The 26652-nt window shown below is 71.7% G+C and carries 28 protein-coding genes; 7 read left to right on the top strand and 21 right to left on the bottom strand.

The genetic code is table 11. From position 1 onward, the window contains the following. Positions 1–52 precede the first annotated feature (52 nt). Positions 53–1792, bottom strand: coding sequence for a lysine--tRNA ligase (lysS, locus tag ACFWAR_RS35330; RefSeq protein WP_385786500.1), 1740 nt, complete (start codon positions 1790–1792; stop codon positions 53–55). Between the two features lie 179 nt (positions 1793–1971). Here lysS and argS point away from each other — a divergent pair, with 179 nt between their 5' ends. Then, positions 1972–3747, top strand: coding sequence for an arginine--tRNA ligase (gene argS, locus ACFWAR_RS35325; protein ID WP_385786497.1), 1776 nt, complete (start codon positions 1972–1974; stop codon positions 3745–3747). A gap of 61 nt (positions 3748–3808) precedes the next feature. Here argS and ACFWAR_RS35320 read toward each other — a convergent pair whose 3' ends face one another. Further along, entirely contained in the window at positions 3809–4207 is a 399-nt protein-coding gene (locus ACFWAR_RS35320) for a type II toxin-antitoxin system VapC family toxin (protein WP_385786494.1), read from the bottom strand. Next, complete coding sequence (locus ACFWAR_RS35315; protein WP_385786491.1) at positions 4204–4434, bottom strand: antitoxin; 231 nt, start codon at positions 4432–4434, stop codon at positions 4204–4206. Before ACFWAR_RS35315 ends, ACFWAR_RS35320 begins: the two co-directional genes overlap by 4 nt. Before the next feature lie 139 nt (positions 4435–4573). Between ACFWAR_RS35315 and ACFWAR_RS35310 the strand changes: the two genes are divergently transcribed. Next, positions 4574–5362, top strand: a complete 789-nt coding sequence (locus ACFWAR_RS35310) for a VOC family protein (RefSeq protein WP_385786509.1) — start codon at positions 4574–4576, stop codon at positions 5360–5362. Between the two features lie 13 nt (positions 5363–5375). Here the strand turns inward: ACFWAR_RS35310 and ACFWAR_RS35305 are convergent, their stop codons facing one another. From ACFWAR_RS35305 to ACFWAR_RS35290, 4 genes are all read right to left on the bottom strand, one after another. Next, on the bottom strand, positions 5376–5648 hold the full coding sequence (locus tag ACFWAR_RS35305; RefSeq protein WP_385786488.1) for a DUF1876 domain-containing protein: 273 nt from the start codon (positions 5646–5648) through the stop codon (positions 5376–5378). A 50-nt stretch (positions 5649–5698) separates the two neighbouring features. Beyond that, positions 5699–6250, bottom strand: coding sequence for a hypothetical protein (locus ACFWAR_RS35300; protein WP_385786485.1), 552 nt, complete (start codon positions 6248–6250; stop codon positions 5699–5701). Between the two features lie 61 nt (positions 6251–6311). Further along, the gene (hemB, locus tag ACFWAR_RS35295) at positions 6312–7313 is read right to left on the bottom strand and encodes a porphobilinogen synthase (RefSeq protein ID WP_385786482.1); all 1002 of its coding nucleotides are present in this window, start codon (positions 7311–7313) and stop codon (positions 6312–6314) included. Between the two features lie 2 nt (positions 7314–7315). Then, entirely contained in the window at positions 7316–7768 is a 453-nt protein-coding gene (locus tag ACFWAR_RS35290; protein WP_385786506.1) for an ATP-binding protein, read from the bottom strand. Between the two features lie 215 nt (positions 7769–7983). Here ACFWAR_RS35290 and ACFWAR_RS35285 point away from each other — a divergent pair, with 215 nt between their 5' ends. Both ACFWAR_RS35285 and ACFWAR_RS35280 read left to right on the top strand, forming a co-directional pair. Further along, entirely contained in the window at positions 7984–8721 is a 738-nt protein-coding gene (locus ACFWAR_RS35285; RefSeq protein WP_385786479.1) for a helix-turn-helix transcriptional regulator, read from the top strand. Beyond that, positions 8718–8903, top strand: coding sequence for a DUF397 domain-containing protein (locus ACFWAR_RS35280; protein WP_385786476.1), 186 nt, complete (start codon positions 8718–8720; stop codon positions 8901–8903). The genes ACFWAR_RS35285 and ACFWAR_RS35280 overlap by 4 nt, the downstream gene beginning before the upstream one ends. On the opposite strand, the gene ACFWAR_RS35275 is transcribed toward ACFWAR_RS35280, so the two are convergent. From ACFWAR_RS35275 to ACFWAR_RS35250, 6 genes are all read right to left on the bottom strand, one after another. Next, positions 8881–10125, bottom strand: coding sequence for a HEAT repeat domain-containing protein (locus tag ACFWAR_RS35275; protein ID WP_385786474.1), 1245 nt, complete (start codon positions 10123–10125; stop codon positions 8881–8883). The genes ACFWAR_RS35280 and ACFWAR_RS35275 overlap by 23 nt on opposite strands. A 70-nt stretch (positions 10126–10195) precedes the next feature. Further along, entirely contained in the window at positions 10196–11863 is a 1668-nt protein-coding gene (locus tag ACFWAR_RS35270) for a uroporphyrinogen-III synthase (protein ID WP_385786471.1), read from the bottom strand. Next, the gene (gene hemC, locus ACFWAR_RS35265) at positions 11860–12828 is read right to left on the bottom strand and encodes a hydroxymethylbilane synthase (RefSeq protein ID WP_385786468.1); all 969 of its coding nucleotides are present in this window, start codon (positions 12826–12828) and stop codon (positions 11860–11862) included. Before hemC ends, ACFWAR_RS35270 begins: the two co-directional genes overlap by 4 nt. Further along, a complete protein-coding gene (locus tag ACFWAR_RS35260; protein WP_385786465.1) occupies positions 12825–14585 on the bottom strand; it encodes a glutamyl-tRNA reductase in 1761 nt (586 codons plus the stop codon). The genes hemC and ACFWAR_RS35260 overlap by 4 nt, the downstream gene beginning before the upstream one ends. Next, positions 14582–15388 (bottom strand): redox-sensing transcriptional repressor Rex, encoded by an 807-nt coding sequence (locus ACFWAR_RS35255; protein ID WP_385786462.1) that lies wholly within the window; start codon positions 15386–15388, stop codon positions 14582–14584. Before ACFWAR_RS35255 ends, ACFWAR_RS35260 begins: the two co-directional genes overlap by 4 nt. 273 nt (positions 15389–15661) lie before the next feature. Further along, the gene (locus tag ACFWAR_RS35250; protein ID WP_385786459.1) at positions 15662–15940 is read right to left on the bottom strand and encodes a glutaredoxin family protein; all 279 of its coding nucleotides are present in this window, start codon (positions 15938–15940) and stop codon (positions 15662–15664) included. Positions 15941–16010: 70 nt separating this feature from the next. On the opposite strand from ACFWAR_RS35250, the gene ACFWAR_RS35245 reads away from it, so the two are divergent. The 3 genes from ACFWAR_RS35245 to ACFWAR_RS35235 all read left to right on the top strand — a co-directional run bounded on the left by ACFWAR_RS35245 (position 16011) and on the right by ACFWAR_RS35235 (position 19617). Next, positions 16011–17009, top strand: coding sequence for an HAD family hydrolase (locus ACFWAR_RS35245; protein ID WP_385786457.1), 999 nt, complete (start codon positions 16011–16013; stop codon positions 17007–17009). Between the two features lie 384 nt (positions 17010–17393). Beyond that, on the top strand, positions 17394–18215 hold the full coding sequence (locus tag ACFWAR_RS35240) for an ECF subfamily RNA polymerase sigma factor, BldN family (protein WP_354380351.1): 822 nt from the start codon (positions 17394–17396) through the stop codon (positions 18213–18215). Between the two features lie 190 nt (positions 18216–18405). Next, positions 18406–19617, top strand: a complete 1212-nt coding sequence (locus ACFWAR_RS35235; RefSeq protein WP_385786454.1) for a DUF5667 domain-containing protein — start codon at positions 18406–18408, stop codon at positions 19615–19617. Between the two features lie 115 nt (positions 19618–19732). Here the strand turns inward: ACFWAR_RS35235 and ACFWAR_RS35230 are convergent, their stop codons facing one another. The 8 genes from ACFWAR_RS35230 to ACFWAR_RS35195 all read right to left on the bottom strand — a co-directional run bounded on the left by ACFWAR_RS35230 (position 19733) and on the right by ACFWAR_RS35195 (position 26537). Further along, entirely contained in the window at positions 19733–20752 is a 1020-nt protein-coding gene (locus ACFWAR_RS35230) for a lysophospholipid acyltransferase family protein (RefSeq protein WP_385786451.1), read from the bottom strand. Continuing rightward, positions 20752–21849, bottom strand: a complete 1098-nt coding sequence (locus ACFWAR_RS35225; RefSeq protein WP_385786448.1) for an NAD-dependent epimerase/dehydratase family protein — start codon at positions 21847–21849, stop codon at positions 20752–20754. The genes ACFWAR_RS35230 and ACFWAR_RS35225 overlap by 1 nt, the downstream gene beginning before the upstream one ends. Before the next feature lie 91 nt (positions 21850–21940). Continuing rightward, the gene (locus ACFWAR_RS35220) at positions 21941–22039 is read right to left on the bottom strand and encodes a 30S ribosomal protein bS22 (protein ID WP_003948845.1); all 99 of its coding nucleotides are present in this window, start codon (positions 22037–22039) and stop codon (positions 21941–21943) included. Positions 22040–22191: 152 nt separating this feature from the next. Beyond that, on the bottom strand, positions 22192–22401 hold the full coding sequence (locus ACFWAR_RS35215) for a helix-turn-helix domain-containing protein (RefSeq protein ID WP_008738568.1): 210 nt from the start codon (positions 22399–22401) through the stop codon (positions 22192–22194). Positions 22402–22542: 141 nt separating this feature from the next. Further along, positions 22543–23358 carry a phosphatase gene (locus ACFWAR_RS35210; RefSeq protein WP_385786445.1) on the bottom strand — a complete coding sequence of 272 codons (816 nt, stop codon included), beginning with the start codon at positions 23356–23358 and terminating at the stop codon, positions 22543–22545. Between the two features lie 105 nt (positions 23359–23463). Beyond that, positions 23464–24612: an acetoin utilization protein AcuC gene (locus ACFWAR_RS35205; RefSeq protein WP_385786503.1), complete on the bottom strand. Its 1149-nt coding sequence runs from the start codon at positions 24610–24612 to the stop codon at positions 23464–23466. Continuing rightward, on the bottom strand, positions 24584–25840 hold the full coding sequence (locus ACFWAR_RS35200; protein ID WP_385786442.1) for an MFS transporter: 1257 nt from the start codon (positions 25838–25840) through the stop codon (positions 24584–24586). The genes ACFWAR_RS35205 and ACFWAR_RS35200 overlap by 29 nt, the downstream gene beginning before the upstream one ends. A 43-nt stretch (positions 25841–25883) precedes the next feature. After that, positions 25884–26537: an HAD family hydrolase gene (locus tag ACFWAR_RS35195; RefSeq protein WP_385786440.1), complete on the bottom strand. Its 654-nt coding sequence runs from the start codon at positions 26535–26537 to the stop codon at positions 25884–25886. Positions 26538–26652 lie beyond the last annotated feature (115 nt).

Genomic DNA, 26652 nt, shown 5'->3' with positions numbered 1-26652 from the left:
CAGCCCCCCGATCGACCGGGGGACGCGGGCCCTTTCGCGTACGTACGGCGGGTCAGACCGCGAGCAGCTTGCGCACCCGGTCCGCCCCGACCGCGAGCAGCAGCGTGGGCAGGCGCGGGCCCGTCTCCCGGGTCACCAGCAGCCGGTAGAGCAGCGCGAAGAACGTCCGCTGCGCGACCTTCAGCTCCGGCGTCGGCTTGGCGTCCGGCTCCAGGCCCGCCATCACCTTCGGCACGCCGTAGACGAGCGTGGTCAGGCCGTCGAGGGACCAGTGCGAGTCCAGGCCCTCCAGCAGCAGCCGCAGCGACTCCCGGCCCTCGTCGTCCAGCGAGCCGAGCAGCTCCGCGTCGGGCTCCTCGCGCACCAGCGTGCGCTGGTCGGCCGGGACCTGGGTGCTGATCCAGTTCTCGGCGCGGTCCAGGCGCGGGCGCACCTCGTCCAGCGAGCCCAGCGGGTTCGCCGGGTCGAGGTCGTTCAGGATCCGGACCGTCTGCTCGTCGTGCCCGCCCGTGATGTCCACGACCGAGGCGAGCGTGCGGTACGGCAGCGGCCGCGGCGTGCGCGGCAGCTCACCGGCGGCGGTCCGCACGGCGCGCGCGTGCGAGGCGGCGTCGGCGGGCAGCACGCTGCCGTCGGCGACCTTGGACTCCAGCTTGTCCCACTCGTCGTACAGCCGCTGGATCTCCTGGTCGAAGGCGATCTTGAAGGACTGGTTCGGCTTGCGACGGGCGTACAGCCAGCGCAGCAGCTGCGGCTCCATGATCTTCAGCGCGTCGGCCGGGGTCGGGACCCCGCCCTTGCTGGAGGACATCTTCGCCATGCCGCTGATGCCGACGAACGCGTACATCGGGCCGATCGGCTGCTCGCCGCCGAAGATGTGCACGATCTGGCCGCCGACCTGGAACGACGAGCCGGGCGAGGAGTGGTCGACGCCCGAGGGCTCGAAGACCACGCCCTCGAAGGCCCAGCGCATCGGCCAGTCGACCTTCCAGACCAGCTTGCCGCGGTTGAACTCGCTGAGCTTGACCGTCTCGGTGAACTCGTCCTCGGTGCAGACGTAGGTCAGCTCGGTGCTCTCGTCGTCGTAGGACGTCACCGTGGTGAAGTCCTTGCCGCACTCGCCGCAGTACGGCTTGTACGGGAAGTACTCCGTACCGTCCGCGCTGCCGTCGTCCTCGGCGGCGGCGCCCGAGCCCTCGGCGGCCTCCAGCTCGGCCTCGTCGACCTGCTTCTGCTGCGGCTTCTTGCCGCCCGGCTTCTGCTTGGTCCGGTACTGGTCGAGGATCGCGTCGATGTCGGCGCGGTGCTTCATCGCGAACAGCACCTGGTCGCGGTAGGTACCGGCGGTGTACTGCTCGGTCTGGCTGATCGGGTCGTACTCGACGCCCAGCTCGGCCAGCGCCTCGACCATGGCGGCCTTGAAGTGCTCGGACCAGTTCGGGTACGCGGAGCCCTCGGGCGCGGGCACGGCGGTCAGCGGGCGGCCGATGTGCTGGGCGTGGGACTCCTCGGTGACGCCGGGGATGCCCTTGGGCACCTTGCGGTACCGGTCGTAGTCGTCCCACGAGATCAGGTGGCGGACCTCGATGCCCCGGCGGCGGATCTCGTCCGCGACCAGGTGCGGGGTCATGACCTCGCGCAGGTTGCCCAGGTGGATCGGGCCGGAGGGGGAGAGTCCGGACGCGACGACGACAGGTTTGCCCGGGGCTCGGCGCTCCGCCTCGGCGATGACCTCGTCCGCGAAACGGGAGACCCAGTCGGTCTCTGTGGTGCTCTGGGCGCTCTGAGCCACGTCACGTCCTTCTATATCGAATACCGGCTTCGGCCATCATCCCAGACGGAACAGAGCGCTCCGAGGTTGTTTTCTCCCGTGAAACCGAAGGCGGGCGCGTGGGATACTCGGACCTTGTCGGAACACCCAAAGTGCGCTCGGTGGCGCACTCAAGTACACCCTCACAGGAACGGCAGCTCATGGCCTCGGTCCCTTCCCTCGCTTCCTCCGTCAACCAGCGCGTCGCCGACGCACTCGCCTCCGCCCTGCCGGACGCCGGTGCGAGCGACCCGCTGCTGCGACGAAGCGACCGGGCCGACTTCCAGGCCAACGGCATCCTGGCGCTCGCGAAGAAGGCCAAGGCCAATCCGCGCGAGCTCGCGACGACCGTGGTCGAGGGCATTCCCACCGGTGACCTGATCAAGGAGATCGAGGTCTCCGGACCCGGCTTCCTGAACATCACCATCACCGACCGCGCGATCGTCGAGACCCTGGCCGCCCGCGCCGCCGACGACCGCCTCGGCGTCCCGCTCGCCGCGAAGCCGGGCACGACGGTGATCGACTACGCGCAGCCGAACGTCGCCAAGGAGATGCACGTCGGCCACCTGCGCTCCGCCGTGATCGGCGCCGCGATGGTCGAGATCCTGGAGTTCACCGGCGAGACCGTGATCCGGCGCCACCACATCGGCGACTGGGGCACCCAGTTCGGCATGCTCATCCAGTACCTGCTGGAGCACCCGCACGAGCTGGACCACAAGGCCGAGGGCGACGCGGAGGTCTCCGGCGAGGAGGCCATGTCGAACCTGAACCGCCTCTACAAGGCCTCGCGCGTCCTCTTCGACTCCGACGAGGAGTTCAAGACCCGCGCCCGCGCCCGGGTGGTGGACCTCCAGGCGGGCGAGCCCGAGACCCTGGCCCTGTGGCAGCGCTTCGTCGACGAGTCGAAGATCTACTTCTACTCCGTCTTCAACAAGCTGGACATGGACATCCAGGACCCCGACGTGGTCGGCGAGTCCGGTTACAACGACATGCTGGTGGAGACCTGCCGCCTGCTGGAGGAGTCGGGCGTCGCCGTCCGCTCCAACGGCGCGCTGTGCGTCTTCTTCGAGGACGTCAAGGGCCCGGACGGCAACCCGACCCCGCTGATCGTCCAGAAGTCCGACGGCGGCTTCGGCTACGCCGCGACCGACCTGTCCGCGATCCGCGACCGGGTGGGCGACCTCAAGGCCTCGACCCTGCTGTACGTCGTGGACGCGCGCCAGTCCCTGCACTTCAAGATGGTCTTCGAGACGGCCCGCCGCGCCGGCTGGCTGAACGAGGACACCAAGGCCGTCCAGCTCGCCTTCGGCACCGTCCTCGGCAAGGACGGCAAGCCGTTCAAGACCCGTGAGGGCGAGACCGTCCGGCTGGTGGACCTCCTCGACGAGGCCGTCGAGCGGGCGACCGCGGTCGTGCGCGAGAAGGCCGAGAAGGTCGGCCTGACCGAGGCCGAGATCGTCGAGAACGGCCAGTACGTCGGCATCGGCGCGGTGAAGTACGCGGACCTGTCCACCTCCGCCGCGCGCGACTACAAGTTCGACCTGGACCAGATGGTCTCGCTCAACGGCGACACCTCCGTCTACCTCCAGTACGCCTACGCCCGCATCCGCTCCATCCTGCGCAAGGCGGGCGAGCGCGCCCCGCTGGCCCACCCGGAGCTGGAGCTGGCCCCGGCCGAGCGCGCGCTGGGCCTGCACCTGGACGGCTTCGGCGAGCTGATCGAGGAGGCCGCCGCGGAGTACGCCCCGCACAAGGTGGCCGCGTACCTCTACCAGCTGTCCTCCCTGTTCAGCACCTTCTACGAGCAGTGCCCGGTCATCAAGCCCGAGCCGGAGCTCGCCGTCGGCGAGAACCGCCTCTTCCTGGCCGACCTGACCGCCGCCACCCTCGCCAAGGGCATGTCCCTCCTCGGCATCCGCACCCCCGAGAAGCTCTGACGGACCCCCGACACGCGAAGGCCCCGCCCCCCCCCACTGGGAGGCGGGGCCTTCCGTCGTCCTACGGCGCGCCGAAGACCTCGACCTTGCACCGGGCGCTCCCGGAACGGGCGATCCGTGCGTCGCAGGTGACGAGCGGCACCTGGAGTCCCTCGGCCAGGGCCACGTAGGTGGCGTCGTACGCGGAGAGGTTCGCGTACAGCTCGCGCACCCGGGGAAGAAATGGGAGGTGCTCCATCCGTCTGACCGGCAGAGAAGCGAAGTCGTCCCAGGCCGCGTCCAGCTGACGGGCGGAGAGCTTTCCTCCCCGGTGGCGGCCGAGCAGTGCCTGCGTCACTTCCACGTCGAGCAGGTAGGGGGCGGCGAGCCGCTCTCCGACGACCCGTGCGCGCACCGCCTCGCCCACCGGCCCCGCGTCCGCGACCAGCATGACGACGGCGCTCGCATCGATCACGATCATTCGCGCCGCCGTCCGGCATCGACGTCGCCGAGCACCTCGTCCACGCTCAGCTCGGCCGATACCCGGGAGCGGATCCGCGCCACGACGTCCTCGACGGAGGGCGTCGCGGCCTCCTCCTCCAGCAGGGTCCGGGCGTACGCCTGGAGCGACTGACGGCTACGGGCGGCTCGTATCTTCAGCTCGGCGAGCGCCTCATCGGACAGGTCACGTACGTACAAGGTAGCCATGCGACAAGAATAGTGGCAGTGCCAGCATTCTGCTAGCACGCACCCTCACCCGTACGGCCCGGTTCGGTCGGTTCAGGGTGGGTAGGGGACCGGCCGTCCATCCCCGAGCAGTCCCCACCCGGAGGCATCCGTGCCCGACATGAGCGGCCCCTACAAGCCCGGCACCCCGTGTTGGATCGACCTGATGGTCCCCGACCAGCAGGCCGCCCTCGACTTCTACTGCGACCTCCTCGGCTGGCAGGGCGAGGTCGGCCCGCCCGAGACCGGCGGCTACTCCGTCTGCACCCTCAAGGGCAAGCCCGTCGCCGGCATCATGAAGGCGTCGAACCCGGACGGCAGCGTGCCCGACCCGATGCCGCCGACCGTGTGGACGACGTACCTGTCCACGGACAACATCGACGGCACCCTCAAGTCCGTCGCCGACGGCGGCGGCACGGTCATGATGGGCCCGATGGACGTCATGGACCTCGGCCGGATGGCAGTCGTCGCCGACCCGACGGGCGCGGTCGTCGGCCTGTGGCAGCCCGGCACCTTCGACGGCGCGGGCATCGTCAACGAGCACGGGGCGCTCATCTGGAACGAGCTGGTCACCTCCGACCTCGCGGCCGCCGCGGCGTTCTACTCGTCCGTCCTGCCCGTCACCACGGCCCCCTCCGAGATGCCGGGGGCCGACGGCTACATCGAGTTCAAGGTCGACGGCCGCGAGGTCGGCGGGATGATGGACCTGTCCTCGCTCCCGCCCGGCGTCCCCCCGCACTGGCAGGCCTACTTCCACGTCGACAACGTGGACGAGGTCCAGGCCGCCGCGGTCCGCGCCGGCGGCAGCGTCCTCGCCCCCGCCTTCGACATGGCGGCGGGCCGCATGGCCGTCCTCGCCGACCCCCAGGGCGGCGCCTTCTCCGTCATCACGGCCTCGATGCCGCAGTAGCCCGCCCCGCGCCTCAGTGGTTGAGCGGGTAGGAGTGCCGGCCGGTCGCCGCGTCGATCTCGCCGTGCGCCTTCTGCAGCAGCTGGGACGCGATGTCCATCAGCGCCCGCGCGCCCGCGATCTCCTCTCCGACCCTCAGCTGCTCCGGGTCGGAGGGGTGTCGCATGGCGTAGCCGCGCCCCTTCACTTCCGAGCCGTCGGCCAGCCTGAGCAGCGCCGCCGCGTTGGTGCGGTGGCCGTCCTCGGTGAATTCCAGTTCCACATGCCATCCGGCGAGCGTGGACATGACGCACCACCTCCAGGGCTCTGTCCTTCCAGCCTGCGCCCCGCCCCGCGCTAGAGCCAGTCGAAGCGGGCCGAGGCCGCCCGGCGCCAGCGCTCCACCACCCGCGGCGGGAGCCGCTCCGGCCGCCCCGGCAGGCAGGCCCGCAGCCACGGCACGTCGAGGTGGGTGTCCTCCAGCCGCACGCCGTCCGTGGCGACCTCCTCCAGCGAGCGGTCCCGCCCGTAGGCGGCGATCCGCAGCCCCGAGAGCCCCGCCCGCGGCCAGACGGCGGCCGCCACCACCAGCCGCCCGCCACCGGGCCCGCCACCGGCCCCGCGACCGCGCGGCCCGACCCCGGTCGGCGGCCACGGACCGGCCGACTCCCTCACGTACACGGCGCATTCGGCGCCCAGCCGGGCCAGGTACCCGGTCAGCTCCGCCGACCCGCCCTCGTCCGGGAACCAGCCCAGCGCCTCCACCCTCGGCGCCCGGAAGGCCCATATTCGGCGCTGGAGCGCGTCGTGCAGCCGCATCGTGGCGCACGCCCGGCGGAAGGCCTGCCACTGGACGCGTTCCAGGTACTCGAAGGGCTCCGGCGCGGGGGCGGACTCGTCACCGGTCATGAGTCCAAGTGTGGCCCGCGCCGGGCCCGTTGAGAAAGCGAGATCTGACGGCGGGAGCCGCTCAGCGCGCCTCGCGCAACCAGCCCGCGACCTCGGTCGCCCAGTAGGTCAAGATCGTGTCGGCGCCCGCCCGCTTGATGCCGGTCAGCGCCTCCAGGACGGCGCGGTCGCGCTCGATCCAGCCCTTCTCCGCCGCCGCCTCGATCATCGCGTACTCACCGCTGATCTGGTACGCGGCCACCGGCACGTCCACGGCCTGCGCGACCCGGTACAGCACGTCCAGGTAGGGCCCGGCGGGCTTCACCATGACCATGTCGGCGCCCTCTTCGAGGTCGAGCGCCAGCTCGCGCAGCGACTCTCGGGAGTTCGCCGGGTCCTGCTGGTACGTCTTGCGGTCGCCCCGGAGCGAGGAGCCGACGGCCTCGCGGAAGGGACCGTAGAAGGCGGAGGAGTACTTCGCGGTGTACGCCAGGATCGCGACGTCCTCGTGGCCCGTCTCGTCCAGCGCGTCGCGGATCACACCGACCTGACCGTCCATCATGCCGCTGGGGCCCACAACGTGGACGCCCGCGTCGGCCTGGACCTGCGCCATCTCGGCGTACCGCTCCAGCGTCGCGTCGTTGTCGACCCGACCGTGCTCGTCCAGCACCCCGCAGTGCCCGTGATCGGTGTACTCGTCCAGGCACAGGTCCGACATGATGACGAGCTCGTCCCCGACCTCGGCCTTCACGTCCCGGATCGCCACCTGCAGGATCCCGTCGGGCTCCGTGCCGGCCGTCCCGAGCGCGTCCTTGTTCTCGTCCGCCGGAACGCCGAAGAGCATGATCCCCGCGACGCCCGCCTCGACGGCCTCCGCGGCGGCCTTCCGCAGCGTGTCCCGGGTGTGCTGCACCACGCCCGGCATCGCCGAGATCGCGATCGGCTCGCTGATGCCCTCCCGGACGAAGGCCGGCAGGATCAGGTCCGAGGGGTGCAGCCGGTTCTCCGCGACCATCCGCCGCATGGCGGGGGTGCTGCGCAGCCTGCGGGGCCGCGAGCCGGGGAAGGATCCGTACGCGCTCATCTTCAGTCGCCTCTTCGAGCATCGACAGCAGTCGCCACCCAGCCTAGGGGGTCCCCCGGGCCACCCTCCGCCAGCCCGAACTCGCACCACACCACCTTCCCCGGCACCCGCACCCCGACCCCCCACCGGTCCGCGACCGCCGCCACGAGCAGCAGCCCGCGCCCGCCCTCGGCGTCCACGTCCCGGTCCTGGACCGACGGCCGCCCGCCACCGCTGTCGTGCACCTCGACCCGTACGAAGCCCCCGCACCGCAGCAGCCGCAGCCGGTACCCGCGACCGGGCGGGACCCCGTACACCAGGGCGTTGGTGACCAGCTCGCTCACGCAGAGCAACATCTCGTCCTGGCGATGCGTGACACCCCACGCGTGCAATGTGACACGGGCGAACTCCCTGGCAGAGCGCACGGTTTGGCGGCTGCGGGGGTAGACCCGCTCACGCAGCACGGCGACGTCCATTTCCACGTTCACGAGGCGATGGTCGCGGTGCGTGACTAGCGTGGAGGAGTCGAGCAACCCGTACTCCTTCATGAGTACGGGTTGGTACGGATATCTCGCGCGCACGAGCGGGGAGTTCATCTGACATGCCACCACGCACGAGGGCCCCGAGGCCCAACGCCACCGCAATGATGATGGTCGGGGCCCAGGTCGCCGCGGCCCGCATCTCCAAGGGAATGACCCAGCGCGCCCTCGCCGAAGAAGTGCATATCGATGTCGAGACCCTTGCCTCGATCGAGCAGGGCCGCCGGGTCCTCATGCCGAACGTCGCCGAGCGGATGGACCGGGTCCTCGGCCTCCCCGGGGTCCTCACCGTCGCGGCGAACAAGCTGCCCGAGGTCGACATGGTCCCGGCCTGGGCCGAGGAATACATGGACCGGGAGCGGGAGGCCCTCGCCCTGTCCTGGTACGACACTCTGATCGTCCCGGGCCTGCTCCAGACGGAGGACTACGCCCGCGCGGTCTTCGGATGCCACGTCCCGTACCTCGGCCAGGAAAAGATAGAGCTCCAGACCGCCCTTCGGATGAAGCGGCAGGAGATCCTGCACCGGCCCACTCCGCCAACCCTCAGCTTCGTCATGTGGGAGCCCGTCCTCCGGGACCGGCTGGGCGGCGAAGGGGTATGGAGGGAGCAACTGCGCCACCTGCGCGTGTGCGCCGACTCCCCCGGCCTCAGCCTCCAGGTCCTCCCGCAGGGTGTGACCAGTCACGCTGGCCTCTCCGGCCCGTTCACCCTTCTGGAGACACCCGAGTTCCAGCACCTCGCGTACTCCGAAACACAGCGCGGCAGCTTCCTCGTGCGCGACCCAAACGAGGTCAGCATCCTCACTCAGAAATATGCGATGCTGCGGTCACAGGCCCTCAACTTCGCTGAGACGAAGGACCTGTTGGATCGGCTGCTAGGAGAGGCATGAGCACCCCACTGACGTGGTTCAAGTCCAGTTACAGCAGCGACCAAGGCGGCCAGTGCCTCGAAGTCGCAACCGGCACCGGCTCGGACACGGTCCACGTCCGGGACTCCAAGCTCACCGACGGCCCCACCCTGGCCGTCAGCCCCGCGACCTGGGCCGACCTCACTCGTTGGGTCGCTGCCTGACCTTCCAGCGCCACAGCCCGTCGGCCCGGTAGTCGTGCTCGAACTCCGGGCCCAGCGGGCCCACCCGCTCGTACGCCTCCGGGGTGCGCGGGTCGTCCCGCAGCGCCAGCCCGAAGGCACCCTCCAGGCGCAGCAGCTGGTCCTCCTCGTCCAGCAGGGCCAGCAGCGCCCGCGTGACCGCTTCCGTGTCCTGGTGCCGCGACCCTGCCAGCGCTTTGGCGGTGGCGCGGCGTACGGCGTGCTCGGGGTCGCCCAGGAGCCCGAGCAGCACCTCTCGGGTACGGGGCGTCGACTCCCGCGCGTGACTGAGGACCCCGGCCGCCGCGCACCGCGTCCCCGCGTCCGGATCGCCCGCCAGGACGTGCAGGGCCGCCCTGGCCACGGGCCCCAGCGGGACCCCGTGCCGGTGCATGCACTGCGGCACCTCGCGGCGCACCCGGGGGTCGGGATGGGCCGCGTGCGGCAGGGCCGCCACCTCGGTGTCCGGGTCCACTTCGCCCGCCAGGGCACCGAGGACCGCGGCGAGCACGCCCCCGTCCGGTTCCGTGGCCGCCCAGGCGAACAGCACCCGGCGCTCCTGCGCCCAGTCCTCCTCCGTGATGAAGTCCATGCCGAGGACCGCGCACCCGTCCCGGGACACCAAGTAGTCGATCACGAAGCGCCGGTGGCCGGGCGACGGGTGCTCCCGGAAGGCCATCACCTCGTCCGGGCTCCGCACCAGGGGCCCCAGCGTCACCGCGGTCCGGGACTCGGCCCACACCGCGTGGCACGGGTCCGGGTACCGGGCCGCCCGGTCGATCAGCTCCTCCAGCGGCGTCACGATGCCGAACGCCCGCTCCAGCGCCGTCAGCACGCCCAGGTGCCCGTCCCGCACCGTCGAGCCCCCCAGGGTGAACTCCTCGATGTCGGCCCACTCCTCCTCGACGGCGCGCACGCCCACCGGCCCCCGCGCCCCCGTCAGCCGCCGCAGCTCCGCCTCCGCGCCCGCCTCCGACCACCGGCGGGCCGCCCCCAGCAGCCGCTCCCGCTCCGGCTCGGGCCAGCGCGCCCCCGGATCGGCGTGCAGCAGCGCCGACACCATCGCCGGGGAGCCGCCCTCGACGGCCCGCAGCAGCGGGGTCGTCCCGTCGGGCAGCACCCGGCACGGATCCGCCCCGGCGGCCACCAGCGCCCCGGCCGCCTCGTGGTCGTACGCCGCCACCGCCGCGATCAGCTCATCCATGGCCTGAGCATGCCAGTGGGGCCCGGGCGCACACCGCGCCCGGGCCCCACTTCGCGAACTGATCCGACCGTCAGGTCGTACGGCGACGCCGCGCCCCCGGCCGACGCTCGCTCGGCCGGCACACCACTTCACCGGCCTCCTTGGCCGCGTCGCGGCGCGCCGCGCCGTACTCGGCCAGGGCCTCGGCCAGCTTGGAGACGCTCGGCTCGGGCGACAGGACGTCGACCCGTAGGCCGTGCTCCTCCGCCGTCTTCGCCGTCGCGGGACCGATGCAGGCGATGACCGTGACGTTGTGCGGCTTGCCGGCGATGCCGACCAGGTTGCGCACGGTGCTCGACGAGGTGAAGAGCACCGCGTCGAAGCCGCCGCCCTTGATCGCCTCGCGGGTGTCCGCCGGCGGCGGCGACGCGCGCACGGTCCGGTAGGCCGTGACGTCGTCGACCTCCCAGCCCAGCTCTATCAGGCCGGCGACCAGCGTCTCGGTCGCGATGTCGGCGCGCGGCAGGAAGACGCGGTCGATCGGGTCGAAGACCGGGTCGTAGGGCGGCCAGTCCTCCAGCAGGCCCGCGGCCGACTGCTCGCCGCTCGGCACCAGGTCCGGCTTCACGCCGAACTCGACCAGCGCGGCGGCGGTCTGCTCGCCCACCGCGGCGACCTTGATGCCCGCGAAGGCGCGCGCGTCGAGCCCGTACTCCTCGAACTTCTCCCGCACCGCCTTCACCGCGTTGACGCTCGTGAAGGCGATCCACTCGTAGCGGCCCGTCACCAGGCCCTTCACCGCGCGCTCCATCTGCTGCGGGGTGCGCGGCGGCTCCACGGCGATGGTCGGCACCTCGTGCGGCACCGCGCCGTAGGAACGCAGCTGGTCGGAGAGCGAGGCGGCCTGCTCCTTCGTCCGCGGAACGAGCACCCGCCAGCCGAACAGCGGCTTCGACTCGAACCAGGCCATCTCCTCGCGCCGCGCGGCGGCGCCGTGCTCACCGACCACGGCTATGACCGGCCGGGAGCCCTCGGGCGAGGGGAGCACCTTGCCCTGCTTGAACACCTGGGCGATGGTGCCCAGGGTCGCGGTCCAGGTCCGCTGGCGGGTCGTCGTACCGCCCACGGTGACCGTCAGCTCGGTGTCGGGCTTGCGCCCGGCGCTCACCAGCTCGGCGGCGGCGGCCGCGACGGTCTCCAGGGTCGCGGAGACCACGACGATCCCGTCGCTGGTGCCGACCTCGGACCAACAGCGCGACGAGGCGTTCTTCGCGTCGACGAAGCGCACGTCCGCACCGGACGTGCCGCGCAGCGGCACACCGGCGTAGGCGGGCACGCCGACCGCGTTCGCGACGCCCGGCACGACCTCGAAGGTGATGCCCTCGTTGATGCAGGCCAGCATCTCCTCGGCGGCGTTCCCGTCGAGGCCGGGGTCGCCCGCGACCGCACGGACGACCCGCCTGCCGGAGCGCGCGGCCTCCATGACAATATTGGCCGCATCCCGGATGACCGGGACCCCGGCGGCCGCCGACTTCTCGTCGGCGACCGTCAGTTGAGGCGTGTCGACACCCGTGCGCGCATGCGTACGGACGACTTCCAGCACCTCCGGCTCCGCGACCAGAACGTCGGCGGCCGCGAGGGCCTCGACCGCGCGCAGGGTCAACAGACCCGGGTCGCCCGGACCGGCACCGAGGAAGATGACCTGCCCGTGCGCGGGAACGGCCGCGAAGGCGGGAGTGGTGGGACGTGAGGGGTTCACAGGGATCGCTCCCCCATCAGACCGGCCGCGCCCTTGGCCAGCATCTCGTCCGCGAGTTCGCGGCCGAGCGCCACTGCCTCTTCGTACGAGTGGGGGACGGGTCCGGTGGTGGACAGCTGCACCAGCGTCGAGCCGTCGAGCGTTCCGACGACGCCGCGCAGGCGCATTTCATTGACAATCTGCCCGTCGGCCAGCAGGTCGGCGAGCGCGCCCACGGGGGCGCTGCAGCCGGCCTCCAGGGCGGCGAGCAGGGAACGCTCGGCGGTGACGGCGGCCCGCGTGTACGGGTCGTCGAGCTCACCGAGCGCGGCGACGAGGTCCGCGTTGGACGCGAGGCACTCGACCGCGAGGGCCCCCTGGCCGGGTGCGGGCAGGACGTTGTCGACCGACAGGAGCTCGGTCGCCTCGTCGCCGCGCCCGATCCGGTTGAGCCCGGCGGCGGCCAGGACCACCGCGTCGAGCTCGCCGCTGTGGACGAAGCCGATGCGGGTGTCGACGTTGCCGCGGATCGGGACGGTCTCGATGACCTTGCCCAGCGCGCGGGCGTAGTGGTTCAGCTGGGCCATGCGGCGCGGCGAACCGGTACCGATGCGCGCGCCGTCGGGCAGCTGCTCGAAGGTCAGGCCGTCGCGCGCCACGAGCGCGTCGCGCGCGTCCTCGCGCTGCGGCATGGCGGCGATCACCAGCTCCTCGGGCTGCGCGGTCGGCAGGTCCTTGAGCGAGTGCACGGCGAAGTCGACGTCGCCCCGCAGCAGCGCGTCGCGCAGCGCGGTGACGAACACACCGGTCCCGCCGATCTGCGCGAGCAGTTCCTTGGAGACGTCGCCGTACGTCGTGATCTCCACGAGTTCGACGGGCCGGCCGGTGACGGCACGGACCGCTTCGGCGACGTGTCCCGACTGGGACATGGCCAGTTTGCTGCGCCGTGTCCCAAGCCGGAGCGGCTGGTCGGGACGTGAGTTCATGATGCCCGTCCTGGGTCGTCGTCGTTCTTCGGATCGGCCGCGTCAGCCCGGCTGACGGATGCCACCGTCTGCGGGTCGAGGTCGAAGAGTTCGCGCAGCGCCTCCGCGTACCCGGCGCCGCCGGGCTCGCTCGCGAGCTGCTTGACGCGCACGGTCGGCGCGTGGAGGAGCTTGTCGACGACGCGGCGCACGGTCTGGGTCACTTCGGCCCGCTGCCGCTCGTCGAGATCGGGTACCCGGCCGTCGAGCCGCGCCACTTCCATGGCCACCACTTCGGCGGCCATCGCGCGCAGGGCGACGACGGTGGGGGTGATGTGCGCCGCGCGCTGGGCCGCCCCGAAGGCGGCCACCTCGTCCGCGACGATGGTGCGCACGGCGTCCACGTCGGCGGCCATCGGCGCGTCGGCGGAGGCTTCGGCGAGCGACTCGATGTCGACGAGGCGCACCCCGGGGATCCGGTGCACGGCGGCGTCGATGTCGCGGGGCATCGCCAGGTCCAGCAGCGCGAGCCGTACGTCGGCCCGCGCGTCCGGGGCCCGCCCGGTGCGGCGCGGCTGTCGCTGCGCGGCGGCCTCGCCCTGGTCGGCCCAGGTGCCGTGGAGTTCGAGTGCGGTCGCGTCGACCCCGGTGAGCGCGGAGCGCCCGTCGGCGCTGCGCGCGGGGTCGGCGGCGAGCGCGTCGAGCCCGACGGGACACCCGTCCCGGTCGGCCACGGCCGCCGCGGTCAACGTCCGCGCGGCCCCGGCGTCCGCGATCCGCCCCCCGCCCTCAGCCGCGGCCACGAGCCGCGCGACGACCTCGGCGTTCCCGAGCTGTGTGTGCAGCCCCGCCCGGGGGCCCCTCCCAGCGGTAGCTGGGGGAGTGTGAGGCGCGGGGTCCGGGGCCGAGCCCCGGGGCGCCCGCAGGGCGCTGCCCGCCTCGGCGTCACCCTTGGCCAGCGCCCCGACCACGTCGTCCCCGGTCAGCACGAGACCCGTGGCCCCGGTACAGGACACGACCACGTCGACTCGTGTCAGCTCGACGGCCACGTCGGCCATCGCAACGACCCGCGCGTCCGCGCCCCCGGCCCGCAGGATCTCCACCAGCCGGTCGGCCCGCGCAGCGGTCCGGTTCGCGACGGCGATCTCCGCCACCCCGACCCGCGCCAGCGTCGCCGCGGCCAGCGAGGACATCGACCCGGCGCCGATCACCAGCGCCCGCTTGCCCACGGCCCACTCGGCCACCGGCACCCGCACGGCCAGCTGCTCCAGCCCGAAGGTGACGAGCGACTGCCCGGCCCGGTCGATGCCGGTCTCCGAGTGCGCCCGCTTGCCGACCCGCAGGGCCTGCTGGAAGAGGTCGTTGATCAGCCGCCCGGCGGTGTGCAGCTCCTGCCCCAGCGCGAGGGCGTCCTTGATCTGCCCGAGGATCTGGCCCTCGCCGACGACCATCGAGTCCAGCCCGCACGCCACCGAGAAGAGGTGGTGGACGGCCCGGTCCTCGTAGTGCACGTAGAGATAGGGGGTGAGCTCCTCCAGCGCGACACCGCTGTGCTGCGCCAGGAGCGTGGACAGCTCGGCGACACCGGCGTGGAACTTGTCCACGTCGGCGTACAGCTCGATCCGGTTGCACGTGGCGAGCACGGCCGCCTCGGTCGCCGGTTCGGCGGCCAGGGTGTCGTGCAGCAGCTTCGCCTTGGCATCGGTGGAGAGCGAGGCCCGCTCCAGCACGCTGACGGGCGCGCTGCGGTGGCTCAGCCCTACGACGAGCAGACTCATGCCGGCATCACCGCCGGTACGTCGCCCTCCGGGCCGCTCTTGCGCGTCGGGGCGGCGGAGGCGGCCGGGGCGCGGGTGGCGGCCGGCTGCGGCGGAGCGGGGACGGCGCCCTCGTCGGCGGCCGCGGCCGCGGCGGCGCCCTCGCCGGCCTTGCGCTGCTCGTGGAAGGCGAGGATCTGCAGCTCGATCGAGAGGTCGACCTTGCGCACGTCGACGCCCTCGGGCACCGACAGCACGGTCGGCGCGAAGTTCAGGATGGAGGTCACTCCGGCCGCGATCAGCCGCTCGCTGACCTGCTGGGCGGCGCCCGCCGGGGTCGCGATGACCCCGATGGAGACGCCGTTCTCCGAGATGATCTTCTCCAGCTCGTCGGTGTGCTGGACCGGCATGCCCGCGACCGGCTTCCCGGCCATGGCCGGGTCGGCGTCGATGAGCGCGGCCACGCGGAAGCCGCGCGAGGCGAAGCCGCCGTAGTTGGCGAGGGCGGCGCCGAGGTTACCGATGCCGACGATGACGACCGGCCAGTCCTGGGTCAGCCCGAGCTCGCGGGAGATCTGGTAGACGAGGTACTCCACGTCGTACCCGACGCCGCGGGTGCCGTAGGAGCCCAGGTAGGAGAAGTCCTTGCGGAGCTTCGCGGAGTTGACTCCGGCGGCGGCCGCCAGTTCCTCGGAGGACACCGTGGGTACCGAGCGCTCCGAGAGCGCCGTGAGGGCGCGCAAGTACAGCGGAAGCCGGGCGACAGTGGCCTCGGGAATACCTCGGCTGCGGGTCGCCGGTCGGTGAGTTCGGCCAGTTGCCACGATGCTCCTGCGGGATGAGCGGGGCTGCAGGTGGCCTCTTGTCCCAGGACCACCCCGTCGGAAGCAGGCTATGTCTTTGTGAACGCGTGCACAAAGATAGTGTCCAATTTGTCCGAGCAAAGTGACCGGGGTCACGCGCCCCGGGCACCTCGACGCGGAACCACCGCCGCGCCGAACCCGTTCAAATCCCGAAGGGGGCAAAACCGTACACATCCCTCATCGATACGCCCCCGAGACCCCATAAATCGCCCACGATGGTAACCGGCGAAGGGGTCAGCCCCCCAACGCCCGACGGAGCCGGTCAGGGTTCACCCTCCAGAAGGTGTGCTGTTCGCCATCGATCAGGACCACCGGAATTTGCTCCCAGTACAAGCGGTACAGCTCCTCGTCCTGTGAGATGTCCTTCTTCTCCCATTGCGCACCGGTGTCGGCGCACACTTTCCCGATCACTTCCTGGGCGTCGTCACAGAGATGGCACCCGGGCTTACCGATCAAGGTGACCATCCGCTCTGCCGGACTCTTCTTTTCCTTGCGGCGCAGCAAAGGGCTCATGCACCCATTGTTCACGCCCCGGAATCCGGCGGGTTCGGGAAGTTCCGAACACAGTGGCTATGCTCGCGTCATGGCCGCTCTGGGATGGCTCACCCCCCGTAGGCGCTCCGCCACCGCGCGGAGCGTGCTCGCCGGCGAGGCCTCTGCCGAGGCCGCCCGCAAGACCGCGCTGGCCGACGATCCGGCCGCGATCGGTTTCTCCCTCGACTCCGTGGACCCGCAGGACACCGCCGCCGCACAGGACGCCGAGGCCTCGGAGCCGGTCGAGCCCGTCGAGCCCGAGTTCCCGGTCGCCGGCGACGAGCTCGCCGCCGCCTTCTTCGACCTCGACAACACCGTCATGCAGGGCGCCGCGATCTTCCACTTCGGCCGCGGCCTCTACAAGCGCGAGTTCTTCCGCCGCCGCGAGCTGGCCCGCTTCGCCTGGCAGCAGGCGTGGTTCCGGCTCGCCGGGGTCGAGGACCCCGAGCACATGCAGGACGCCCGCGACAGCGCCCTGTCCATCGTCAAGGGCCACCGGGTCTCCGAGCTGATGTCGATCGGCGAGGAGATCTACGACGAGTACATGGCGGAGCGGATCTGGCCGGGCACCCGCGCCCTGGCCCAGGCCCACCTCGACGCGGGCCAGAAGGTGTGGCTCGTCACGGCCGCCCCGGTCGAGACGGCCACGATCATCGCCCGCAGGCTCGGCCTGACCGGAGCGCTCGGCACCGTCGCCGAATCCGTGGACGGCATCTACACCGGCCGCCTCGTGGGCGAACCGCTGCACGGCCCCGCCAAGGCCGAGGCCGTGCGCGCGCTGGCCGCCGCCGAGGGCCTGGACCTCGCGCACTGCGCCGCGTACAGCGACTCGCACAACGACATTCCGATGCTGTCACTGGTCGGACATCCGTATGCGATCAATCCCGATACGAAACTGCGCAAGCATGCCCGGGCGCACGACTGGCGACTGCGCGACTATCGCACCGGCCGCAAGGCCGTGAAGGTCGGCGTCCCGGCGGCCGCCGGGGTCGGCGCGATCGCGGGCGGCGCGGCCGCCGCGATCGCCCTGCACCGCCGCCGCAAGTAGCCCGCGGCGGGCCCTCCTGCGGCAACCACGGGCGTCCCGCCCGTCCGACACGCCCCGCACGCCCGGATCCCGGGCCCGCGACGGGCATTCCCACCGTCTACCCGCGCTCCGGGCGCGGCATTCCGGCATGCCCGACTCGGTCGTGAGCCGCCCTGGAAGCCACCATTCCGCGTGCAGAAGTGATCAATATCTGATCACCGAGTGCGACTGAATATGCCCTGGACACGCAACAGAAGCGACGGAACCGGTGATTTGAGCAACTAGGTGTAGCGCTGCCTGTACGAAGCGTTATTCTCCTCAAACGCATGCCACCGCCCATTCGTCGCCACGACGAGTGAACGGTCCCGCACTGCACGTGATGGAAGCTCTGCCTCTGGGAGTCTCGTGTACCCACCTGTCGGGGTTGACGCCTCGGGCCTGGCTACGCTGCGCGCAACGGTCTTCGACCACCTGCGTGGCTTCGTCCCCACCGCGTACGCCGTCCCCGTTTTCGCCGCCTCGGTCCCCGCCGGCCTCGGCCCCGTAGGTCCTTGCTATGCCCTGACGGATGGCGGAGCGACCGTGGGCAGACGCGGCCGCGCGGGCGCCGGATCAACCGGATCAAGCAGTGGCACCGGTACGACCACGCCGACCGCCCGCCGTCCCACCGCGGACAGCGACAGCGCCCGGATGATGGACCTGGTCGAGCGCGCCCAGGCCGGTGAGGCCGATGCCTTCGGTCGGCTGTACGACCAGTACAGCGACACCGTCTACCGCTACATCTATTACCGCGTCGGCGGCAAGGCGACCGCGGAGGACCTCACCAGTGAGACCTTCCTGCGCGCGCTGCGCCGCATCTCCACCTTCACCTGGCAGGGCCGCGACTTCGGCGCCTGGCTCGTGACGATCGCGCGCAACCTGGTGGCGGACCACTTCAAGTCCAGCCGCTTCCGCCTCGAAGTCACGACCGGCGAGATGCTGGACGCCAACGAGGTGGAGCGCAGCCCCGAGGACTCCGTCCTGGAGTCCCTCTCCAACGCGGCGCTGCTGGAGGCCGTGCGCAAGCTCAATCCCCAACAGCAGGAGTGCGTGACCCTGCGCTTCCTGCAGGGCCTCTCGGTCGCCGAGACGGCCCGGGTGATGGGGAAGAACGAGGGCGCGATCAAAACCCTGCAGTACCGGGCGGTCCGGACCCTGGCCCGACTCCTCCCGGACGACGCCCGCTGACCATGACGCTGTGGTCCGATCATCCTTCGTCCGTAACCCAAGTGCCGCGTCGCTCGTTGTGCGGAATGCAGGCTCCCTGTGGACATGCCCTGCCCGAAGGCGATCACCCGAAAGGGTGGATCCGCTCAAGGAAGGCAACCTTCCGGACACCCCGGGGAGTCGATCGTCATGACGAGAGGAGGTGCCGCCAGTGATCGCGAACGTTTCTCCGCACCGGCGGGCGAACGCCTTCGCCCAGGCCCTGGAGGATCGGACCCCGTCCGAACCCTCGGAACCGGAGCCGGCGGCCGAGCAGTCCGAGGCACCTGCCGAACCTGCCGACTGCGACCGGTTGTTGGCCCTGGCGAGCGCGCTCGGCGAAATGCCACGCCCGCAGATGGACGCCGACGTCAAAGTGGTGCAACGAGCGCAGCTCGTGGCCGCCATGGAGACCATGGTGATGGAGGAGAGGTCGGGGGGCGGTGCCGCCTCCGACCCTCAGGTGCCCGAACAGCGGACCGGTCGCGGCGCCCACCGGGCGACCTCGCTCCGGAAATTGCGGCCCCGCTCCCGCTGGTCCAAGGGCATCGCAGCGGGCGGCCTCACGGTCGGTGTGGCCGCGGGAGCCTTCAGCGGAGTGGCCGCTGCCAGCACCGACGCCCTGCCCGGTGACTCCCTCTACCCGGTCAAACTGGGCATGGAGGACATCAAGCTGGGCATGGCCGACGACGATTCGGACCGGGGCGAGCTCTATCTCGACCAGGCCTCGAACCGCCTGTCGGAGGCCCGTCGGCTGATGGAGCGCGGCAGGTCGCCGGGCTCCCTGGACCACGAGGTGCTGGGCGAGATCCGCCGGGCCCTCGCGGGCATGAAGCACGACGCGGAGGAGGGCCACCGGCTCCTCCAGTCGGCCCACGAACGGGACGGCTCGCTCGGTCCCATCCAGACCCTGTCGTCCTTCTCCCGCTCCCACCGCGACGCGTGGGGAAGGCTCCGCGAGAAGCTCCCGGTCCAGCTCACGGACGTGGGAGAACAGGTCACGTCGGTCTTCCAGGCCATAGACGATGACGTCGAGCCGTACCAGGGGCTGCTGCCCAAGCCGCCGGAACAGAGTCGCGGACCGGGCTCGTCCGGCACCCCGGCGAAGCCCGGCACCAGCGGCAAGCAGCACTCCGCGCCCCCGGCCACGGGCACCGGCCCGTCCGGCGGCTCCGCGGCTCCCGCGCCGTCTCCCTCGGGCTCCCCGTCCGCGGGCACCGGCGGCCTCATCGGCGGCGCCGACGGCCTGCTCAACCCGCCGGGGGCGGGCAGCGACCAACTGCCGCCGGTCGCCCCGGAGATCCCGCACCCGGAGATCACCCTCCCGCCCCTGCTCCCGGGCCTGCTGCCGGGGCTGGGCATCAAGGGCGAGAACGCCGACTGACGCGGACCGACGCCGCGGAGGTCGCAAGGCGGCAGCGCCGGCGGGGCACCACGCCCCGTCGGCGCTGCGCCGCGCCTCGGCACGTTCCCATGGGCGCGCCGAGAAGCCCAGAAGCCTAGAAGAAGACCGACCGCCGCTGCACCAGCAGCTTGTACAGCGTGTGCTGGATCTGCTCCCGCACCTGGTCCGTCAGGTTGAACATCAGCATCGGGTCCTCCGCCGCCTCCGGCGGATACCCGTCCGTGGCGATCGGCTCACCGAACTGGATCGTCCACTTCGTCGGCAGCGGCACCGCCCCCAGCGGCCCCAACCACGGGAAGGTCGGGGTGATCGGGAAGTACGGGATCCCGAGCAGCCGCGCGACCGTCTTGGCGTTGCCGATCATCGGGTAGATCTCCTCCGCCCCCACGATCGAGCACGGCACGATCGGCGTCCCCGCCCGCAGCGCCGTCGACACGAAACCCCCGCGCCCGAACCGCTGGAGCTTGTAGCGGTCCTCGAAGGGCTTCCCTATCCCCTTGAAGCCCTCGGGCATCACCCCGACCAGCTCCCCGGCTTCCAGCAGCCGCTGCGCGTCCTCCGCGCACGCCAGGGTGTGCCCGGCCTTGCGCGCCAGCTCGTTGACCACCGGCAGCATGAACACCAGGTCCGCCGCGAGCAGTCGCAGGTGCCGCTGCGCCGGGTGGTGGTCGTGCACCGCGACCTGCATCATCAGGCCGTCCAACGGCAGCGTCCCGGAGTGGTTGGCCACGATCAGCGCGCCACCCTCCTTCGGGATGTTCTCGATGCCCTTGACCTCGACCCGGAAGTACTTGTCGTACACCGGCCGCAGCACCGACATCAGGACCTGATCGGTCAGCTCCTTGTCGTACCCGAAGTCGTCGACCTCGTAGTCACCGGTGACCCGGCGCCGCAGGAAGGCCAGCCCGCCCGCGAGCCGCCGCTCCCACCCGCTCGGGGCGGCCGGCGCGGGCACGGCGGACACCCCGCCCGACACCGCGTCCGGATCGGCCGCCGCGGACCCGGCGTCCCCGACGGGCCCCGCCCCGGCATCGGGTGCGGTGACCGCGCGGACCCGCCGGGCCCGCCGCCGCGGACGGTCCTCGTCGAACGGAATGACCTTGGCGTCCGCCACTATCGCTGCGCTCCCTCTTCGGCCGCGGATCCGGCTCCGGACCCCGTTCCTGCCACGGCGACGTCGACCTTCAACGCGCCCGCCACCCGGTCCACGGCCCGCGCCGCCCGCTCCGGCGGCAGCAGCCCGTTCCCGCGGCTGCGCGCGAAGTCCGAGAAGGTCTCGGCGGTCGTGTACATCGGCTTGAATCCCAGCACCTCGCGCATCTGCGAGGTCTCCACGACCCGCCCGTGCGTGAGCAGCCTGGTCTGTTCCGGCGAGAAGTCGGTGACCCCGACCGCCTTGAGCGCGGAGCCCACCCACGTGAGCGCGGGCAGCGGCAGCGCGATCGTGGGCCGACCCAGGCGCCGCGAGCACTGGGACAGCAGCAGCACGCCGTCCCCCGCGATGTTGAAGGTCCCGCTGTTCAGGGTGCCGCGCCGGGGCTCCCCCGCCGCCAGCCGCAGCACGTCGAGCACGTCGTCCTCGTGGACGAACTGGAGCCTCGGGTCATAGCCCAGCACGGTCGGCATGACCGGCATCGAGAAGTACTCGGCGAGCGCCGAATCCGCGAAGGGCCCCAGGATGTTGGCGAAGCGCAGGACGCACACGGCCACGTCGGGCCGTCGGCGCGCGAAGCCCCGCACGTACCCCTCGACCTCGACCGCGTCCTTCGCGAAGCCCAGGGCGGGCAGGGACTTGGGCTGCGTGGTCTCGCTGAAGACGGCCGGGTCCCGGGGCGCCGCCCCGTACACGCTCGTACTGGACTTCACGACCAGGCGCCGCACCGTCGGGGACTTCTGGCAGGCCCCGAGGAGCTGCATCGTCCCGATGACGTTCGTTTCCTTCACGGCGCTCCCCGCGCCGCCCGCGCCCACGCCACCGCCGCCGGTGACCGCGAGGTGCACCACGGTGTCCACGGCGTACTCGGCCAGCACCCTGGCGATCGCCGACTGCCGGATGTCCGTCCGGACGAACTCGGCCGACCCCAGCCGGTGCGGCGGAGTGCTCGCATCCACCGCGATCACCCGCTCGACCTCCGGGTCGCGCTGGATCCGGCGTACGAAGCGGCCTCCCAGCTGCCGGGCTGCCCCGGTCACGAGCACGACCTTCCCCACTGCTCAGCGCCTCCCTCGTCGTCCCCCGGCTGCACCACAGCCCCTCCACCAGGATGGTGGAGGGGCTGTGGAAAACACGTACAGCTGCCGTTTACTTCTTGTTACGGCGCTGGACGCGGGTGCGCTTGAGCAGCTTGCGGTGCTTCTTCTTCGCCATCCGCTTGCGCCGCTTCTTGATAACAGAGCCCACGACTACCCTCGCTCACTTCTCGGAACATCCCCACGCTAGCGGGGATCGGTGCGGGGCGTCTGGGCCCACACGACCTACGTCGGCCTAGCCTACCCGCCAGAACTCTGAGCCCGTAATCCGAGGGTGGCCGAGGGTGTCCGGGGACGTCAGTCTCAGGCCGACTCCACCCCCACATAGGACTCTCGGAGGTACTCGTGGACCGCGTTCTCGGGGACCCGGAAGGACCGGCCCACCCGGATCGCGGGCAGATGACCGTTGTGCACCAGCCGGTACACGGTCATCTTCGACACTCGCATCACCGAGGCGACCTCCGCCACGGTCAGGAACTGAACCTCACTGAGAGGCCTCTCGCCAGCAGCCATGACACACCTTTGACCTTCCGCGCATGACGGGCACCGGCTTCCCCTCCGGTTACACCCCGTCGTCGCACGCTCACTCCCCAGAGTAGGGGCGGGTGATACGAGTGGGGAAGAGGAGCTACAGGCACCAGTCCCGGCCACACCTCAGCCCGCGAGCCCCGCCCGCCCCAACACGTACCGCGTGAGCGGACGGTAGTAGTCCGAGCGCACCGCGTCATCAAGCGGAACCACCGCGCATACGCTCCCCTCGGCCTCCCCGACGAAGGGCGCGGGGTCGTCCGTATCCGCCAGCCCGATGGCCGTGAAGCCCAGCTGACCTGCCCCGCAGACCCAACCGTGATCTCCCACCACCAGTTCCGGAAGCGGCCCCCCGGCCTCCGCCAGGGCGCCCAGCGCGATCCGAACCGGCAGCGGCGAATGACTGTGTGCGCCGGTGGCGCCCCCCACCTGACGCGCGCCGGGCTCCCGTACCAGCGCGACCCCCCGTACGTACTCAAGGCGGTGCGTACGTACGCCGAACCGCGTGGGAATGTCCACGGACACCCCCTGCGCCGGGGTGAGGACAACACATCCCACCGCCGACAGGGCACAGGCCAATGTGGCGTAGAAGCCCAGGAGTCGGTGTGGATGGCCGGTGCCGAACAGCACCGGGGCCCGGGTCAGCGCCGCCTCGCGCAACCTCCCCGCGAAGGCGTCCAGCCCGGCCAGCGTCCGCTCGGGATCGATCACGTCCGGGCCGCTGACGTGCCCGGGATCCGCCGAGACCCCGCACCGGTCCGCCATCAGCCGCAGCAGATCGGGCTGCGCCCACCCCCCGTACGGGTCCAGCCCGAGCAGCGCCCGCGGATCACGCGCCGCGAACAGCCGGTAGCTGCGCAGGCTCTCCTCACGGGAGGTGGCGACGGGCCCGGCCAACCGGGCGGCCAGCAGATGCGCACGCAGGGCGCCGGTGCTCAACACCCCTCCGATGCTGCCGCACCCGATCCGACGGATCATCAATTCAGGGAAAGCGCCCCACAGTTGGCCTAATGTCGCACTTGCGCGGAGACCCCTGCCGGCGCTCGGTCAGGTCAGCATCCCGCGCAGCGGGAAGACCGCCCGCCGGGTCGCCAGCACCGCCTGGTCGATCCGGTCCGCCGGATCGTAACCCGACTCCCAATCCCGCCACTCGGGCGTGCGCCCGTCCGTCATCCGGGCCGGGGCCAACTGCCGCGTCCGCGCGTACGCCTCGTCGCGCCACGACGCCGGGACGGCCGACTCCGGGTCGAGCGGCCGGTGCGCGGCGATCGCGACCAGGTGCGTCCAGGAGCGCGGCACGACGTCCACGATCGCGTAACCACCGCCGCCGAGGGCGAGCCACCGCCCGTCCGCATGGGCGTGGGCGAGCTCGTGGCAGGCCTCCTGCACGGCCCGCTGGGCGTCCAGCGACACCGCGAGGTGGGCCAGCGGATCCTCGAAGTGCGTGTCGGCGCCGTGTTGGGTCACCAGCACCTGCGGCCGGAAGTCCGCGAGCAGCTCCGGCACCACCGCGTGGAAGGCCCGCAGCCACCCCTCGTCCCCGGTCCCGGCCGGGAGCGCGATGTTCACGGCCGAGCCCTCGGCGGCGGGCCCCCCGGTCTCCTCGGGCCAGCCGGTCTGCGGGAACAGGGTCCGCGGATGCTCGTGGAGGGAGACCGTGAGCACCCGGGGGTCGTCCCAGAAGGCCTCCTGCACCCCGTCCCCGTGGTGCACGTCCACGTCGACGTAGGCGACCCGCTCGGCCCCCAGCTCCAGCAACCGCGCGATCGCGAGGGCGGCGTCGTTGTAGACGCAGAAGCCGGCCGCGCCGCCCGGCATCGCGTGGTGCAGCCCGCCCGCGAAGTTCACGGCGTGCGCCGCCTCCCCGCGCCAGACCGCCTCCGCCGCCGCCACCGACTGGCCGGCGATCAGCGCCGACGCCTGGTGCATCCCGTGGAAGGCCGGATCGTCCACGGTGCCCAGACCGTACGAACCGTCGGCGACCCCGGGGTCGGCGGACACCTCCCGCACCGCGGCGACGTAGTCCTCGCGGTGGACCAGCCGCAGCGTGGAGTCACCGGCCGGCTTCCCGGCGCGCACCACCACCTCCCGGTCGAGCCCGAAGGCCCGCACCAGACCCATGGTCAGCGCCAGGCGCACCGGATCCATCGGATGGCCGGGCCCGAAGTCATACCTCGTGACCGCCTCGTCCCACATCAACAGCCCTGACACCGACTCGCCGCTCATGCCCGCCACCGTATCGGGCGCCCTCCGCGGCGAACGACCGGGCGTAGAGGAGTGTGACGAGGACCAACGCCATCGGGACGAGCATGGCCCCCCGGTAGCTCCAGGCGTCGCCGAGCGCGCCCACCAGCGGAGCCCCGACCAGGAACCCGACGTAGTTGAAGATGTTGAGCCGCGCGATGGCCGTGTCGGAGGCCGTGGGGAAGAGACGGCCCGCCGCGGCGAAGGTCTGCGGCACGATCACGCAGAGCCCGATCCCGAGCAGGGTGAAGCCGAGCATCCCGATCCACGCCCCGGGCGCTCCGGCCACCACGGCGAAGCCGCCCGCGGCGATGACCGTCCCGGCTCGCACGACGGCCACCGCGCCGAAGCGGCGCACCCCGAGGTCACCGACGGCCCGGCCGATCAGGGTCATCACCATGTAGACGTTGTAGGGGACGGTGGAGAGCTGCTCGGAGCTGCCGAGCACGTCCTTGAGGTACTTGGCGCCCCAGTTGGAGACGGTCGAGTCCCCGATGTAGGCACAGGCCATCACCAGGCAGAGCGGCAGCAGCAGCTTGAACCCGCCGTCGCCCAAGCCCTTCGCCGCCTGCGCGGATCCGCCGGCGCCCGGTCCGCTCCCGCCCCCGTCGGCCGCGCGCTGGTCGACGTAGTACCGGCTGCCCACGAAGGCGAGCGGCAGCAGGACCACCACGGCCGGCAGGTAGCTGGTGAAGAGGGACAGGTCCCAGTGCGCGCCCGCCCACGCGGCGGACGCGCCGACGATCCCGCCGAGGCTGTACGAGGCGTGGAAGCCCAGCATGATGCTGCGGCCGTAGGCCTGCTGGAGGCTGACCCCGAGCATGTTCATCGAGGCGTCCAGCGCACCCACCGCCAGCCCGAACGCACCGAGCGCCAGGGCGACGTGCCACATCCGCGTCCCGGCCCCGGCGCCGAGCAGCGCGAGCAGGACGAGCGGCTGCGCCCAGCGCAGTACGGTGCTGGGCGCCACCCGCTTCACCAGGTGCTCGGTCCCCACGCTCGCCACCCCGGCGAGGACGGGGACGGCGGCGAGGAAGGCGGGCAGGAGGCCGTCGGATATCCCGTACTGGCTCTGGATCGCGGGGATCCGGGTCACCAGCAGGGCGAAGGTCACGCCCTGCACGAAGAAGCTGAAGCCCAGGGACCCTCGTCCACGGCGCAGCCGCACGTCTGCTGTCATGGCGGCTCAGCGTAGGCGCGGGTGCTACCCGTGGGTAGAGCGATCACATATCGAGTTGGAGAAGCCCCGGGAGTTCCTTCATCTCGCCGAACAGGCCGGTGGCGCCCGCGAGCCGTTCGGCCGGGGTCATCGAGGTGAAGCCCAGGACGTCCATCCCGGCGGCCCGGGCCGCCCGCACCCCGAGCGGGCTGTCCTCGACGACGACGCAGCGCCCGGGCTCCACACCCATGCGCGCGGCGGCGTGCAGGAACAGGTCCGGGGCGGGCTTGCCCTTGCCGACGTCCTCGGAGCTGAAGATCCACTCTTCCTCGAACCACTCGTCGAGTCCGGTGGTGCGGTGCCCGACCCGGATCCGCTCGTGGCTCCCGGAGGAGGCCAGGCAGTACGGGATCCCGCGCGCGGTGAGTTCCTCCAGGACCTCCACGGCGCCCGGGACGGGCCGCAGTTCCCGCGCGAAGGCGGCGAACACCCGGGCGTGCAGGGTGTCGTCGAAGTCCTCGGGGAGCCGCTCGCCGGTCCGCTCCAGGATCGTGTCGTGCACCCGGTGCACCGCGGCCCCCATGTAGTCCCGCAGGGAATCCTCGTAGGAGGTGGGGTGTCCCAGCTCGGTCAGGTACGCGGAAAGGATGGTGTTGGAGAGCGGCTCGCTGTCCACCAGCACACCGTCGTTGTCGAAGATCACCAGGTCGTAGCTCATGTACCCGACCCTACGTATTTCTGGCCCGGAACGCAGAAAAGCCCCGCACCATAAGGTGCGGGGCTTTCCCACAATGATTGTTCGGCGGCGTCCTACTCTCCCACAGGGTCCCCCC

Source organism: Streptomyces sp. NPDC059917 (assembly GCF_042730635.1).
GTDB lineage: Bacteria > Actinomycetota > Actinomycetes > Streptomycetales > Streptomycetaceae > Streptomyces.
The sequence above is the reverse complement of the archived record's forward strand: the minus strand, read 5'-3'. Positions and strand labels throughout refer to the sequence as shown.